This is a genomic window from Thalassobius vesicularis (assembly GCF_004799325.1).
Lineage (GTDB): Bacteria > Pseudomonadota > Alphaproteobacteria > Rhodobacterales > Rhodobacteraceae > Thalassobius > Thalassobius vesicularis.
Genome location: NZ_SSMD01000006.1, coordinates 57,085 through 72,472 on the forward strand (window position 1 = coordinate 57,085; position 15,388 = coordinate 72,472).

At 65.8% G+C, this 15,388-nt stretch carries 12 protein-coding genes, 1 pseudogene and 1 riboswitch; of the genes and pseudogenes, 11 read left to right on the top strand and 2 right to left on the bottom strand.

All coding sequences use genetic code 11. The annotated features are described in order from the left end of the window. The first annotated feature begins 72 nt into the window (after positions 1-72). From E7681_RS13040 to E7681_RS13070, 7 genes are all read left to right on the top strand, one after another. Positions 73-1,863: an ABC transporter transmembrane domain-containing protein gene (locus E7681_RS13040; RefSeq protein WP_136339744.1), complete on the top strand. Its 1,791-nt coding sequence runs from the start codon at positions 73-75 to the stop codon at positions 1,861-1,863. Between the two features lie 263 nt (positions 1,864-2,126). Further along, complete coding sequence (locus E7681_RS13045; protein WP_136339745.1) at positions 2,127-4,010, top strand: acyl-CoA synthetase; 1,884 nt, start codon at positions 2,127-2,129, stop codon at positions 4,008-4,010. Between the two features lie 187 nt (positions 4,011-4,197). Next, positions 4,198-4,403: riboswitch (cobalamin riboswitch) on the top strand. A gap of 132 nt (positions 4,404-4,535) precedes the next feature. Beyond that, entirely contained in the window at positions 4,536-6,350 is a 1,815-nt protein-coding gene (locus E7681_RS13050) for a TonB-dependent receptor plug domain-containing protein (RefSeq protein WP_136339746.1), read from the top strand. Next, positions 6,337-7,176 (top strand): ABC transporter substrate-binding protein, encoded by an 840-nt coding sequence (locus tag E7681_RS13055; RefSeq protein ID WP_246032481.1) that lies wholly within the window; start codon positions 6,337-6,339, stop codon positions 7,174-7,176. Before E7681_RS13050 ends, E7681_RS13055 begins: the two co-directional genes overlap by 14 nt. Continuing rightward, positions 7,173-8,156, top strand: a complete 984-nt coding sequence (locus E7681_RS13060) for a FecCD family ABC transporter permease (RefSeq protein ID WP_136339748.1) — start codon at positions 7,173-7,175, stop codon at positions 8,154-8,156. Before E7681_RS13055 ends, E7681_RS13060 begins: the two co-directional genes overlap by 4 nt. After that, positions 8,153-8,911 (top strand): ABC transporter ATP-binding protein, encoded by a 759-nt coding sequence (locus E7681_RS13065; protein ID WP_136339749.1) that lies wholly within the window; start codon positions 8,153-8,155, stop codon positions 8,909-8,911. The genes E7681_RS13060 and E7681_RS13065 overlap by 4 nt, the downstream gene beginning before the upstream one ends. Continuing rightward, on the top strand, positions 8,908-9,573 hold the full coding sequence (locus tag E7681_RS13070; RefSeq protein ID WP_136339750.1) for an adenosylcobinamide amidohydrolase: 666 nt from the start codon (positions 8,908-8,910) through the stop codon (positions 9,571-9,573). The genes E7681_RS13065 and E7681_RS13070 overlap by 4 nt, the downstream gene beginning before the upstream one ends. Here the strand turns inward: E7681_RS13070 and E7681_RS13075 are convergent. Then, complete coding sequence (locus E7681_RS13075; protein ID WP_136339751.1) at positions 9,570-10,280, bottom strand: helix-turn-helix transcriptional regulator; 711 nt, start codon at positions 10,278-10,280, stop codon at positions 9,570-9,572. The two genes, E7681_RS13070 and E7681_RS13075, sit on opposite strands and share 4 nt — an antisense overlap. Before the next feature lie 45 nt (positions 10,281-10,325). Here E7681_RS13075 and E7681_RS13080 point away from each other — a divergent pair, with 45 nt between their 5' ends. The 3 genes and pseudogenes from E7681_RS13080 to E7681_RS19305 all read left to right on the top strand — a co-directional run. Next, complete coding sequence (locus E7681_RS13080; protein WP_136339752.1) at positions 10,326-11,939, top strand: FAD-dependent monooxygenase; 1,614 nt, start codon at positions 10,326-10,328, stop codon at positions 11,937-11,939. Beyond that, positions 11,926-12,102 carry a DUF2783 domain-containing protein gene (locus E7681_RS13085; protein WP_136339753.1) on the top strand — a complete coding sequence of 59 codons (177 nt, stop codon included), beginning with the start codon at positions 11,926-11,928 and terminating at the stop codon, positions 12,100-12,102. The genes E7681_RS13080 and E7681_RS13085 overlap by 14 nt, the downstream gene beginning before the upstream one ends. A gap of 321 nt (positions 12,103-12,423) precedes the next feature. Next, a pseudogene (locus E7681_RS19305) lies at positions 12,424-12,582 on the top strand (hydrogenase expression/formation protein HypE); the annotation flags it as partial. On the opposite strand, the gene E7681_RS13095 reads toward E7681_RS19305, so the two are convergent. Then, positions 12,583-12,780, bottom strand: a complete 198-nt coding sequence (locus E7681_RS13095; RefSeq protein WP_136339754.1) for a heavy-metal-associated domain-containing protein — start codon at positions 12,778-12,780, stop codon at positions 12,583-12,585. A 142-nt stretch (positions 12,781-12,922) separates the two neighbouring features. Between E7681_RS13095 and E7681_RS13100 the strand changes: the two genes are divergently transcribed. Then, on the top strand, positions 12,923-15,367 hold the full coding sequence (locus E7681_RS13100) for a heavy metal translocating P-type ATPase (protein ID WP_136339755.1): 2,445 nt from the start codon (positions 12,923-12,925) through the stop codon (positions 15,365-15,367). Positions 15,368-15,388: the final 21 nt, after the last annotated feature.

Here is a 15,388-nt window from a genome sequence, read left to right on the forward strand (position 1 = left end):
GACATACGTGTGGGTTGCCCGCGTGCGCGCCTTCGCATAAACCCGCCGGCGCAGGACATCGAAAGGACCGACATGGCGCGCGCACCCGTCACCGTCACCGAAGAGCGTGAGAAATCCAAACGCGTGGGCGCTCTGCGCGACCTGTGGCCGTTCCTCAGCCCTTACAAGGGCATGGTCGCCCTTGCTGGCATGGCGCTGACGCTGACCGCCTCGGTCTCGCTGATCCTGCCGCTGGCCGTGCGCCGGGTCGTTGACAATTTCAACGCCCAGAACGACGCCCTGCTGAACCGCTATTTCGCCGCCGCCCTGCTGATCGCCGCCCTGCTGGCGCTGGGAACCGGCCTGCGCTACGCGCTGGTCACCCGCCTTGGGGAACGCGTCGTCGCCGACATCCGCAAGGCCGTGTTCGACCGCATCACCGGCATGTCGCCCGCCTATTTCGAAAACATCATGACCGGAGAGGTCATCAGCCGCATCACCACGGATACCACGCTAATCCTGTCGGTGATCGGCTCGTCGATTTCGGTCGCGCTGCGTAACGTGCTGATTTTCCTGGGCGGTCTGGTGCTGATGCTGTTCACTTCGGCCAAGCTGACCGGGCTGGTCCTGCTGATCGTGCCGCTGGTCATCATCCCGATCATGACGATGGGCCGCCGCCTGCGCGTGCTGTCGCGCGAAAACCAGGACTGGATCGCTGCCTCCTCGGGCAGCGCCTCCGAGGCGCTGTCCTCGATCCAGACCATTCAGGCCTTCACCGCCGAAACCGCCACCATCCGCGATTTCAACGACGTGACCGAGAAAAGCTACGACTCGGCCCGCCGCCGCATCACCACCCGCGCGATCATGACCGTGATCGTGATCTTCCTTGTGTTCTCGGGCGTGGTCGGCGTGCTGTGGATCGGCGCCAATGACGTGCGCGGCGGCACCATGAGCGCCGGTGCGCTGGTGCAATTCGTGATCTACTCGGTGATGGTCGCGGGCTCTGTCGGGGCCCTGTCCGAAATCTGGGGCGAGCTGCAACGCGCCGCCGGCGCCACCGAGCGTCTGGTCGAGCTGCTGCGCGCCACCGACACCGTTGCCGACCCTGCAAAGGCCAAACCCGTGCCGCAACCGATGACCGGCGCGATCACCTTTGACGACGTCAGCTTCCGCTACCCGTCGCGCCCCGATGTCTCGGCGCTGGATCAGGTCAACCTGACCATTCAGCCGGGCGAAAGCGTGGCCCTCGTCGGCCCCTCGGGCGCGGGCAAGACCACGATCATCCAGACGCTGCTGCGTTTCTACGACCCGCAGTCGGGCAAGATCACGCTGGACGGTACCGACCTGCGCGACATGACCCGCGCCGAGTTCCGCCAGCACATGGCGCTGGTGCCGCAGGATCCGGTGATCTTTGCCACCACCGCGCGCGAAAACATCCGCTTTGGCCGCCCCGACGCCACCGACGCCGAGGTCGAGGCCGCCGCCCGTGCCGCGGCCGCGCATGACTTCATCCTGAATCTGCCGCAGGGCTATGACAGCCAGGTCGGCGAGCGCGGCACCATGCTGTCGGGCGGTCAGAAGCAACGCATCGCCATCGCCCGCGCCATCCTGCGCGACGCGCCGGTGCTGCTGCTGGACGAGGCGACCTCGGCGCTGGATGCCGAAAGCGAGCGCGCCGTGCAGGCCGCGGTGGACGAGCTGGCCCGCACCCGCACCACGATCATCGTCGCCCACCGTCTGGCCACGGTGAAAAAGGCCGACCGCATCATCGTGATGGACGAAGGCCGCATCGTCGCCCAAGGCAGCCATGACGAACTTGTTGCCGAAGGGGGGCTTTACGCCCGCCTGGCCCGCCTGCAATTCACCGACGGCGCCGCCGCCTGATCCAAATGCGCGCCTGCGGCGCACAGGATATCTCGTCGTCCGCCTGCGGCCTCCTCCTCGGGGCGGGCGGACAGGCGACGCCCGTTGACCCGGGTTCTCGTGACGTCATCCGGGAAAGTTGCGCATCTTAGGGCAAAACTTGCGTTTTGACGTTGCGAAACTGACCTTGGGGTATTCTTGTAGAAGGGTGGAATGCCTTCCACAGTGCGCGCGAGGACTAAGGTCGGCCCTTTGGGAATGGGGCCGCGAGAGGGAGGATACCAATGGGATTTGCATCCATTCAGGACACGATCGCGATCGAAAGCGAAATGCCGTGGGCAGAGCGCGATGTGCCGAAGACGCTTTATGAACTGCTGAGCAACACCAAGGCCAAGAACGCCAATGGCAACGCCGTGACGTTCCAGCTGCTGTCCGGCCCCACCGACAAGGCCGAGACCCTGACCTGGGCCGAGCTGCACGCCCGCACCTGCCAGGTCGCCAACATGTTCCGCGATCTGGGTGTCGGCGAAAACGACGTCGTCGCCTGCATCCTGCCGAACTGCAACGAGACCGTGCTGACCCTGCTGGGCGGCGCCATCGCGGGGATCATCAACCCGATCAACCCGCTGCTGGAGCCCGAGCAGATCGCCGCCATCCTACGCGAGACCAAGGCCAAGGTCGTGGTCACCCTCAAGGCGTTCCCCAAGACCGACGTGGCCCAGAAAACCGCCGAGGCCGTGCGCCATGCGCCTTGCGTGAACACCGTGCTCGAGATCGACCTGAACCGTTATCTGACCCCGCCGAAAAGCTGGATCGTGCCGCTGGTGCGTCCGAAAAATCCCGGCGGGCACCATGCGGACGTGCTGGATTTCAACAAGACCATGCGCAAATACCCGCGCGAGCTGGCCTTTGCCGACAGCAAGGGCGACCGCGTTGCCGCCTATTTCCACACCGGCGGCACCACCGGCATGCCCAAGGTCGCGCAGCACCGCTACTCGGGGATCATCTACAACGGCTGGCTGGGCGGCACCCTGCTGTACCAGCCCGAGGACAACGTGATCTGCCCGCTGCCGCTGTTCCACGTTTTCGCCTGCCACGTCATCCTGATGGCCGTCATCACCGCCGGCGCGCATGTGGTGTTCCCGACGCCCGCCGGCTATCGCGGCGACGGCGTGTTCGACAACTTCTGGAAGCTGATCGAGCGTTGGAAGATCACCTTCATCATCACCGTGCCCACCGCGATTTCGGCGATGATGCAGCGCCCGGTGAATGCCGACATTTCCTCGGTGAAGACCTCGTTCTCGGGCTCGGCCCCGCTGCCGCTGGAGCTGTTCAAACGCTTCGAATCCGCCAGCAACGTCACCATTGTCGAGGGCTACGGCCTGACCGAGGCGACCTGCCTCGTGTCGGTGAACCCGGTGGACGGCCAGAAAAAGGTGGGCTCGGTCGGCATCCGCTTCCCGTATTGCGACGTCCGCATCTACCGCGAAGTGAACGGCGAGCCGGTCGAATGCGCACCCGACGAAGTGGGCGAGATCTGCGTCTCGAACCCCGGCGTCAACGCGCCCGACACCTATACCGAGCCGGACAAGAACAAGAAGCTGTACTACTACGGCAAGTACCTGCGCACCGGCGATCTGGGCCGCATCGACAAGGACCAGTACATCTGGATCACCGGCCGTGCCAAGGATCTGATCATCCGCGGCGGTCACAACATCGACCCCGCCGAGATCGAAGAGGCACTGCTGGCGCATCATGACGTCGCCTTTGCCGGGGCCATCGGTCAGCCGGACGTGCACGCGGGCGAAATCCCCTGCGCCTATGTCGAGCTGGTCGCCGGCGCCACCGCCACTGCCGAAGACCTGATGAAGCACTGCAAGGTCCACGTCCACGAACGCGCCGCCCAGCCCAAGTTCATCGAGGTGCTGGACGAGCTGCCCAAGACCGCCGTCGGCAAGGTCTTCAAACCCGACCTGCGCAAGCGCGCCATCACCCGCGTCTACAATCAGGCGCTGGAAGAGGCCAAGCTGAACGCCAAGGTGGTCAACGTGATCGACGACAAGAAACGCGGCCTGGTCGCGCAGGTCGAACGGTCCGGCGTCGTGCATGATGACGAGGTGGGCCATGTGCTGGGCGCCTACACCCGTCCGTGGGAATGGGTCGCCTGAGACTACCCTTCGTGACTCAAAAAGGGGCCGTCCCGCAGGGGGCGGCCCTTGTCGTTTTAGGCGTGAAATGGTCGTACCAAAACAGGCAGGAATCGTACGGTTTTCGGGGTTAACCAAACCTCTGCCCAACGTCCCCGCAGCGGCCATTCGTCCTTGGAATCATCATTTACAAAGCCCCGGCCATTGGGTATCCGGGGGCTGCTTCGGTCCGGACGGTACGCCGCCGGATAATAGGGAATGCGGTGAGGGACGAGCAGCCCAACTCCGCAACTGCCCCCGCAACTGTGAGCGGTGAGCGACGCCGGCAAATGCCACTGACGCCAGATGCGTTGGGAAGGCCCGGCCAAGCGATGACCCGCAAGTCAGGAGACCTGCCGAAGCGTTCACCCGGTCCGGGCGCGGGGCGCGTTCGAGGCGGCGGACCTTCCGTTCGTGGTGGCACTCTCACCGTCTGCGGAGGGCGCGTTCCCTTCTCGACATTGCCGAAGCAACAGGCCAAGTGCCTGAAAGTATTGGGGAACTGGTATGAAAAAAACCACCCTTCTGACCGGAGCAGCCCTTGCTGCACTCGCCACCGCGCCCGCCGTCGCGCTGGCACAGGACGCCATTGATCTGGGCGAAATCACCGTCACCGCGAACCAGGGCGAAACCACGCTGGAACGCTCGGGGACGACCGTTGAAATCGTGAACAAGGCCCAGCTGGACGCCGCACCCGAAACGCGCCTGGCCGATGTGCTCAGCGCGCTGCCCGGCATCACCCTGTCCGCAAACGGCGGCGTCGGCACCTCGACCAACCTGCGTATTCGCGGTCTGGGCGGGGCCTATGTGCCTGTTCTGCTTGACGGAATCGACATCTCTGACCCCGCCAGCAGCGGCAACGGCTTTGACTGGGGCGGCGTGACTGGCGGCACTCTGGACCGTGTCGAGGTGCTGAAGGGCTCGCAATCCGCGCGCTATGGCGTCAGCGCCGTTGGCGGCGTTGTCAGCCTGCAAAACTGGATGCCGACCGACAACGGAACCTCGGGTCAGGCCAGTGTCGAGGTCGGCACCTACAACACCCGCCGCGCCTCTCTGTCGCTGGGTCTGCGCACCGACCGGGTCGAGCTGGCCCTGGGTCTCAGCACTCTGAAAACAGACGGTTTTTCCGCCAATTCGGCCGGTACCGAGGCGGACGGCTACGAAGAGAAAACCGCCAACCTGCGCGCCATCTACCACCTGAGCGACACCGCCCTGATCGGTCTGGCGGCCTTTACCCTGACCTCGGACGGCGAGTTCGACGAATGGGGCGGCGACGGCGCGGCCCCCTATGACGAAACCAACACCCGTGACGCCAAGGGCTACCGCGTGTTCTCGGAATTCACGACCGGCGCGATCAGCCACAGCCTGGCCTATTCCTACTTTGAAACCGACCGGGCCAGCACCTCGAACGGTTGGGTCGATACCTTCAACGGCGACCGTAAGAAGGTGGAATACAAGGCGAATTTCGATCTGGGCACCATGCTGTCGATGTATGTCGGCGCTGACAACACCCGCGAAACCGCCGCTGGCGCAGACAGCGAAATCACCGGCGTTTTCGCCGAGGCGACCTATGCCCCGACCGCCGATCTGGACATCGTGACTTCGATCCGGCACGACGACCACTCGGATTTCGCGGACAAGACCACCGGCCGTATCGCGCTGTCCTGGCGCATCAAGGACGACCTGATCCTGCGTGCGCAGGCCGCGACCGGCTACAAGCCGCCCAGCCTTTACCAGCTGACCTCGTCCTACGGCAACCCGGCCTTCCAGCCCGAAGAGTCGACCAGCTACGAGCTGGGCCTGGAAAAACGCTATGGTGGCAATGACTTCGTCCGCGCGACCCTGTTCCAGACCGACATCAAGGGGCAGGTCTACTGGGACTACACCTCGGTCCGCTGCGCCAGCGGCTTCGGCTGCTACGAGGTGCAGGACTTCACCGCCAAGGGTCTGGAGCTGTCCGGCCAGAAGGCGCTGAGCCCGACGATCGACCTAGTCGCTAGCTACACGCTGACCGACACGGCCGACGGCACCGGCGCGCAGGCGCTGCGCGTGCCGCGTCACGATCTGGAGATCGGCCTGAACGCCAAGATGGGTGAAAAGACCACCGGCGGCATCAGCGTGAACCACGTGGCCGACCGCATGGACACCGTGGGCGCCGTGCCGGATTACACCGTGGTCAACGCGCATCTGGCCTATCAGGTGACAGAAAAGGCCCAGGCCTATCTGCGGGTCGAAAACCTGACGGACGAACAGTACGAAACCGCCGCTGGCTATGCGACTTCGGGTCGGGCCTTCTACTTCGGCGTCCGTGCGAATTTCTAAGCTGATATCACTGGGTGCCGCGCTGGTTTTCACTGGCGCGGCAGCCTTTGCCGATGCGGCCCCGCGCCGTATCGTGTCGATGAATCTGTGCACCGATCAGCTGGCGATGTTGCTCTCTGATCCGGATCGGATCGTCTCTTTGTCCTATCTGGCCACCGACCCGCGCAGCAGCGCCATGCACCGTGAGGCGCAGGTTTTTGCCCGCAATCAGGGTCAGGCCGAGGAGATCTACCTGCAAGAGCCAGACCTGGTTCTGGCCGGGCAATATACCGGCGTGGCCACCGTCAACATGCTGAAACGACTTGGAAAACGGGTCGAGGTGTTCTTGCCCGCCTACTCGCTGGAAGACGTGCGTGACGGCATCCTCCACATGGGGCAGGTGCTGGGGCACCAGGCGCGGGCCGAGGCGCTGGTCGCGCAGTTCGACGCCGATCTGGCCGCCCTGCGCGAGGACGTGCAGAACCGCCCGCTGGCCGCACTCTACTACGCAAATGGCTACACGACCGGCGATAAAACCCTGGCCGGGCAGATCCTGCTGGCCGCCGGTTTCGACAACGCCATCACCCGCGCAGGTCAGTCCCGCGCGGGCAACCTGCCGCTGGAATTGCTGGTGATGTTGCAGCCCGACGCGGTGGTGACAGGGGCGAAATATCCCGGCCAGTCGCGCTCCGAGGCGATCCTGGATCACCCCGTCATCCGCACGTTGCAAAAGGGGCGAGAGACCGGCACCGTGGCCGATAGCGACTGGCTGTGCGGCACGCCCTACGTGCTGCGCGCCATCGCCGATCTGGTGGCCCTGCGCCACCGCGTGGAGGAATCGCAATGAGCCGCCTGATGATCCTGCTGGCCGTGACAGTGGCGGTGCTGTTCGCCGCCTCTCTGGCCATTGGTCCGGCGGCGGCCCCGGTCGGGCGCAGCCTGTCGGCGCTGTTCGTCGACGACAACGGTCCGCTGAGCATGGTGATGCGCGAAATCCGCCTGCCGCGCGCGCTGCTGGGCCTGATGATCGGCATCTCGCTGGGCATGGCCGGGGCCGGGATGCAGGGCTATCTGCGCAACCCGCTGGCCGATCCGGGGCTGATCGGGGTGTCTGGCTCGGCGGCGTTGGGGGCCGTGATCGCCATCCACACCGGCCTGTCGGCGGCCTTCGTGCTGGGCCTGCCGCTGATGGCCTTGGCCGGGGCCTTGGGTGGCGTGTTTCTGGTGATGCTGCTGGCCGGGCCGCAGGGTGGCTCGCAAACCCTGATTCTTGCGGGGATCGCGATTTCGTCCCTGTCTGCGGCGCTTAGCTCGCTGGTGCTGAACCTGTCGCCCAATCCCTTTGCCGCCAATGAGATCGTGTTCTGGATGATGGGCTCGCTGGCGGATCGGTCCATGACCCATGTCTGGCTGGCGCTGCCCCTGATGGCCGCCGGTTGGGCGCTGCTGGCCAGCCTGCCGCGCGGGCTGGACGCGCTGACCCTGGGCGAGGACGCGGCCGAGGCCCTGGGCATCAACCTGACCCGCCTGCGGCTGAAGCTGGTGATCGGAACCGCCGCTTGCGTCGGCGCGGCCACCGCCGTTGCGGGCGCGATCGGGTTCGTCGGGCTGGTCGTCCCGCACATCCTGCGCCCCTACGTCGCCTCGCGCCCCGGCCCGCTGATCTGGGCCTCGGCGCTTGGTGGGGCGGCAATGGTGCTGGCCGCTGACATCGTGGTGCGCCTGATCCTGCCGACCCAAGACCTGAAGCTGGGCGTGCTGACCGCCATCGTCGGCGCACCGCTGTTCCTGCACCTGATCTACAAAACCCGGAGGGCCGGGGTATGAGCCTGCTCTCCCTCCACGATATGGCTGTCAGCTTGCGTGGACGGCCCGTGTTTTCCGGCGTCAGCCTGACCGTCGGCGCGGGCGAAGTCGTGGGTCTGATCGGCCCCAACGGTGCTGGCAAAACCACCCTGATGCGCGCGGCGCTGGGGCTGGTTCCGGCGTCCGGGCGCAGCTCTCTGGCCGATCTGCCCGCGCGGGACCGCGCCCGCCGCGCCGCCTGGATGCCCCAAAGCCACGAGATCGCTTGGCCGGTCGACGTCGAAACCCTCGTCACTCTGGGCCGCATTCCGCATCTGGGCGCGGGCCAATCCGTCCGCCCCGAGGACCGTGCCGCCGTGGATCGCGCCCTGTCGCAAATGGGGCTGCAAGACCTGCGCCACCGCACCGCCACCCGCCTGTCGGGGGGGGAGCAAACCCGCGCCCTGGTCGCCCGCACCCTAGCGCAAGACACGCCGCTGGTGCTGGCGGACGAACCCATCGCAGGGCTGGACCCCGCGCACCAGATCTCGACCATGCAATGCTTTCAGGACATCGCGGCGCAGGGCAAATCCGTCGTCGTCTCGATCCACGATCTGGGGCTGGCCGTGCGCCATTGCACCCGTCTGATCCTGCTGGCGGGCGGGCGTCTGGTGGCCGATGGTGCGCCCGTGGACGTGCTGACGCCGGACAACCTGCGCGCCGAATTCGGTATCTCGGCGCATTTCGTGGACACGCCGCAAGGCCCGGTTTTCCAACCGCTCGAGGTGCTGCGATGACCGTCACCGTCGATCGCCCCTGGGTCGAGTTCGACCTGGGCGAGGAGATGCGCGTGCTCAGCTGGGCGATCAGCCGCCCCGGTCTGGTTCGCGCCCGCCGCATCCTGTGGCGCGAGGTGCGCAATGCCGACCTGCCCGCCGATCTGGACGTGTATGACTGGCTGGGCGCCGAACTGGCCGCGCGTGACGCCTCGGACGCGGTGTGTTTCCTGACCTCGCGCGATGTGCGGGCGGTGACGCAGGCGCATGCTTCGGTCGGGCAGGCGGTGGCCCTTGCCGTCGCCACGACCGGCCTGTCGAACGCCGAGCGTGTCGGCACCCGCTTCCCCCGCGACCCGTCCGTCTGGGGCACGATCAACGTCGCCGTGCAGCTAAACATCGGCCTGACCGAACCCGCGCTGTTGGAGGCGATCAGCATCGCCAGCCAGGCCCGCACCGCCGCCGTGATGGAGATCGGCCTGCACCTGCCCACCGGGCAGGCCACCGGCACAGGCACCGACTGCATCGCCATCGCCGCTCCCGATGGGGCTGAACCATACGCCGGCCTGCACACCGAGGTCGGCCATGCCCTCGGCAAGGCGGTCTACGACGCGGTGCTGCAAGGCGCGCAGGAGTGGATGGTTTCGCCCGGTGCCGCCGGGCCGGGGCTGAGTTTCCGCTAAGGCCGGCACAGCGCGAACAGACTGCCGCGCGAATTGATCCCCAGCTTGGCATAGGCCCGCTTGCGGTAGGTGATGATCGACGAGGGCGCGAGGCCCAGTTCCGCCGCGATCAGCTCAGCCTTCTTGCCCGCCAGCATCCCCAGACAGACGGCGCGTTCCCGGTCCGACAGCACGTCCAGCGCGGCGGGGTAGGCGTGCTCGGGTCGCGCCTCGAAATGCAACAGGGCCAGCCGGGCCAGCAGGGCGCAAAGGTCTGGCTGCCGCACCGCGTCATCGGCCCAATAGAGGTTCACCGCCAGCCGCAACCTCTCGCCCGCGATCAGCGTGGCGGATTTTCCGGACAGATCGGGTGCCTCAAAGAACCGCGCGCGGTAGTCGGCGCTCATCCGGTCAGCCGGATCGCCGGGGCGCGATTGGCCGCCGTCCAGTGCCAGCACATCCGCGAACAGGGGGTCTTGACGGAACCAGCCGTCCAGATACTCGGCCGCCAGCCTTGCCCCCAACGCCCCGGCGCGAAAGTTGCGCGACAGCAGGCAGGCGGCGTGATCAAGCGTGTAGGAAAACACCATGATCTGGGCGGCGCCCGTCGCCTCGACCATCTCAAGGAACGGCGTCAGGAACCCGTCCTGCCCCAGCTGGGCCAGACAGGTTTCGATCTGTGTGAACTGATGCGCCGTGTCCCCCATTTCGGGGGACTTACCACGCACCCGTCCGCCTGTATAGAAATGAGGACAAAGGACGGAGGAGACATCATGCGCCCCAAGGGAAGAGGCGAGCTGGACTCGCTGTATTTCAACTACCCGACATTTGCTGCGCCCGCCGCGCGTGACGGCCTCAGCGCCCGCACGCCCGTGGCCATCGTCGGGGCCGGGCCGGTGGGCATGACGGCGGCGCTGGTGCTGGCGAAATACGGCGTCCGGTCTGTGCTGCTGGACCGCAAGGACACGTTCAACGATGGCAGCCGGGCCATCTGCATCGCGCGCCAAAGCTATTACATCCTTGAACAGGTCGGCGCGGTTCAGGCGTTTCTGGACAAATCCCTAGGCTGGACCACCGGGCGCAGTTTCTTTCGCGGCCAGCAGATCCTTGAGTTCGACATGCCCGACAGCGCGGACCAGAAATACCGACCCATGTACAATCTGGAACAGCAGTATATCGAGCAGTACCTCTATGACGCCGTCGCCGCGAACGACCTGATCGACCTGCGCTGGACCTCGGAAGTGACCGATCTGGCCGATGTCACCGGCGGGGTCGAGCTGTCTGTGACCGACGCCCAAGGCAGCTACATCCTGCCCGCCGACTGGGTTCTGGCCGCTGACGGGGCGCATAGCCCGATCCGATCCATGCGCGGGCTGCGGCTGAAGGGGCAGAATTTCGAAGGCCGCTATGTCATAGCCGACGTGCAGATGGACCACGACTATCCCACCATCCGCCGCGCCCTGTTCGACCCGGCCTGCCGCCCCGGTGGCACCGTTCTGATCCACCGCCAGCCCGACAATATCTGGCGCATCGACTACCAGCTCAAACCCGGCGAAAGCGCCGAAGAGGCCACGCGCGAGGACAACGTCCGCGCCTCGGTCGCCTCTGTCCTGCAGGAAATCGGCCATACCGGCGACTGGGATCTGGAATGGTGGAGCGTCTATTCCGCCAACACCCTTGCGCTGGACGACTACCGTGACGGGCGGGTGATTTTCATCGGCGACAGCGCCCACATCGTGCCGATTTTCGGGGTGCGTGGACTGAACAACGGCTTGGCAGATGCGCAGAATATCGGCTGGAAACTTGCCAGCGTCCTGAACGGGCTGGCGACAGGTGCGCTGCTCGACAGCTACTCGCCCGAGCGGCGCGGGGCCACGCTGGACGTCTTCGCCAACGCCTCGAAAAGCACGCGGTTCATGACGCCGCCGTCGCAGGGCTGGCAGGTGATGCGCGACGCGGCCTTGTCGCTGGCGCTGGATCGTCCCTCGATGGGGCAACTGGCCAACCCGCGCCAGATGACGCCCTACACCTACGGCGACAGCCCGATCACGCTGGCCGATGAAACGCATTTCAAACGCGGCCCCGCGCCGGGCGACGTGACGCTGGACGTGGCCGAGGAGGGCGGTTTCCTGACCGACCGGTTCGGCGATGGTTTTACCGTTTTGGCCTTTGGCGACGCGGATTTGGGCGATTTGCCGGGGGTCACGCTGGTGTCCCTGCCAGCGACCGGCCGCGCGGCGGAACTGTATGGCGCGCAGGATGGCACCGCCTTCCTGATCCGTCCCGACATGCACATCGCCGCCCGCTGGCAGCACGTCAAACCGGGGCAGGTTCTGGCCGCCCTGTCCGCAATCCTGACCAAAGGGGCACAGCATGACCCATTCTGACCTGGAAACCATTTACGAGGCTCTGGCCCAAGGTATCGACACCGCCGGTGAACACGCCCCGGTCTATCTGGCCAAGGTCGCCCTGGCCCTTGCCGAAACCCTGAACGACGCCCCCGCCGCGCTGAAGATCATCGCCGATGCGCAAGCCAATCTGACCCGCTGACCGCCCACCTTTTCGGTTCTTTGGTTTTCACGGCCCCGGCGCTACCGTCGGGGCAGGAGACCCGAAAAGATGCAGCAAAAACCCCAGCATATCCTTGCGTAGGGCGGCGAGTTGAACGACGCCGTCTGGCTGGACGTGCTGGAGGCCGTGGACCGCACCTATGCCGATCTAGTGGAGTATCAGGAAAAGCTGGAGGCGCGGAACAACGAGCTTCAGGCCCTGCGCCGCTTCCTTGGCTCGATCCTTGCCTTGATCAGCGATTACCTGATCGTGGTCGAACGCGACGGGGCGATCAGCAATGCCAGCGCCTCGTTCTGCGATGCGGTTGGGCTGGACCGCGCGATGCCGGAGGGCGCCGGCGCGGCCATCATCGGCAAGGCATTCGCCGGAGAGTCGGGCCGGTTGACGATGCGCACCCTGTTTGGCGGGGCGCGCATCGTGGATATGCTGGTGGGCGAGCAGCTGCCGCGGATCTGCTGATCAGGCGGCGGTGGCTTCGAACCCGGCTTCTTTGATTGCGGCCAGCAGCGTGGCGGCGTCGTCGGCGCTGTCGATCTCGACCATGCGGCCGGGGATGTCGAATTCCAGCAGGGCGGTCGGGTCAGCCTCGGTCACGGATTTCTGGATCGCGGCGGTGCAATGGCCGCATTTCATGGCAGGTACGTTGAATTTCGTCATCTGAGTCTCCTTGCTTTCCTCTCAGATGGACCCTTCCCGCGCTGGAAGGTCAAGAGGTGAAAGAAAAGGAAGATGTGGGTCTTGACCTTCCATCTGATGGAACCTCTATCTGGGGGATGTCGATGCAAGACAGGAGCCAGCGATGACACAGCAAATTGCAACTTTCCAGATTGAGGGAATGACCTGCGCGGCCTGTGTCGGGCGGGTGGAAAAGGCGCTGAGCGGGGTCGAGGGCGTTTCGGATGCCGCTGTGAACCTGGCCAGCGAAACCGCGCGCGTCTCGTTTGACGAGCGGACCAATGTCGATGCGCTGGTGGGCCAATTGAAATCGGCGGGCTATCCCGCGCGTCAGGCTCATGTCGTGCTGGAGATCGAGGGCATGACCTGTGCCTCCTGCGTCGGGCGCGTGGACAAGGCGCTGGAGGCCGTTCCCGGCGTGACGGCGGTGTCTGTCAATCTGGCCAGCGAAACAGCGCAGGTCGAATACCTGGAGGGCACGGTGGAGCTGGGCGCGCTGTTGCGTGCTGCGAAAGAGGCCGGGTATCCGGCGCGCGTGCAGGGTGGTGCTGAACGCCCCGTGGTGAACCGCAAGGAAGAAGAGGCCAAGGCGCTGCGCCTGCGCCTGATCCTTGCCGCGACGCTGACGTTGCCGGTGTTCATCATGGAAATGGGCGGGCACTTGGTGCCTGCGTTCCACCATTGGATCCAGATGACGATCGGCCAGCAGACCAGCTGGCTGGTGCAATTCGTGCTGACCAGCGTCGTGCTGTTCGGGCCGGGGCGCAGTTTCTACGCCAAGGGCGTGCCTGCGCTGCTGAAGGGCGCGCCGGACATGAACTCGCTGGTCGCGGTGGGGACGGCGGCGGCCTACGGGTTCTCGGTCGTGGCGACATTCCTGCCGGACGTGCTGCCGGGGGCGACGCGGGCGGTCTATTTCGAAAGTGCGGCGGTGATCGTGGTGCTGATCCTGCTGGGTCGGTTCCTAGAGGCGCGGGCCAAGGGCCGCACCGGCGAGGCCATTCGCAAGCTGCTGGGATTGCAGGCAAAAACCGCTCGGGTTGAGCGCGCGGGCGAGGTGCTGGACCTGCCCGTCGCGGACGTGGCGCCGGGCGATATCGTCATTGCGCGCCCCGGTGAGCGGATCGCCGTCGACGGTCGCGTGATCGACGGGCATTCCTATGTCGATGAAAGCATGATCACCGGCGAGCCGATCCCTGTCGCCAAAGAGGCCGGCGCGGATGTCGTCGGCGGCACGGTGAACGGCACCGGGATGCTGCGCTTCGAGGCAGTCAAGGTGGGCGACGACACGATGCTGGCCCAGATCATCCGCATGGTCGAGCAGGCGCAGGGGGCCAAGCTGCCGATCCAGGGCATGGTTGACCGGATTACGCTGTGGTTCGTGCCTGTGGTGATGGGTGTGGCCGCGCTGACGGTGCTGGCTTGGGCGGTGTTCGGGCCTTCCCCGGCGTTGACGCATGCACTGGTGGCGGGGGTCGCGGTGCTGATCATCGCATGCCCCTGCGCGATGGGTCTGGCGACGCCGACCTCGATCATGGTGGGCACCGGACGGGCCGCCGAGATGGGGGTTCTGTTCCGAAAAGGCGATGCATTGCAAGCACTTGACGGTGTTGATGTCGTGGCCTTCGACAAGACGGGCACCCTGACCCAGGGCCACCCGACCCTGACTGATTTCGTCGTGGCTGAGGGCGAGGACCGCGATGCCGTGCTGGCCAAGGTCGCGGCGGTCGAGGCGCTGTCGGAGCACCCGGTCGCGCGGGCGATCGTGGATGCTTATGGGCAGGACGTGGCGCCGGTCGAGAAGTTCGGCTCGGTCACCGGCTACGGCGTGATGGGCACGGTCGATGGCATCCGCGTGATGGTCGGCGCCGACCGCCTGATGGCGCGCCGCAAGGTCGATCTGGGCGCGTTGGAGGCGGTCGGAAAGGCGCTGGCCGAGGCCGGGAAAACCCCGCTCTACGCGGCGCTGGATGGACGGATCGCGGCGGTGATCGCAGTGTCGGACCCGGTGAAAAACTCTTCGAAATCAGTGATTAACGCGCTGCATGCCCAGGGTTTGCAGGTCGCCATGATCACCGGCGACAACGCCGCCACGGCGCGGGCCATCGGGGCCGAACTGGGCATCGACCACGTTGTCGCCGAGGTGCTGCCGCAGGGCAAGGTCGAGGTGCTGGAAGGCTTGCGGGCGGGCGGCAAGAAAGTGGCCTTTGTGGGCGACGGGATCAACGACGCACCGGCGCTGGCGCATGCGGATGTGGGCATCGCGATTGGCACCGGCACGGATGTGGCGATCGAGTCTGCAGACGTCGTGCTGATGTCCGGCGACCTGCGCGGCGTGGTTGACGCGTTCCGGATTTCGGGCCGTACCATGTTGAATATCAAGCAGAATTTGTTCTGGGCCTTCGGCTACAACACCGCGCTGATCCCGGTTGCGGCGGGGGCGTTCTACCCGGTTTTCGGCTGGCAACTGTCGCCGATGCTGGCGGCGGGCGCGATGGCGATGTCGTCGGTCTTTGTGCTGTCGAACGCGCTGCGGCTGCGTTCGGTCAAACCGTCGAATGTTGCGTAACCTATTGAAAGGAGATGGAAA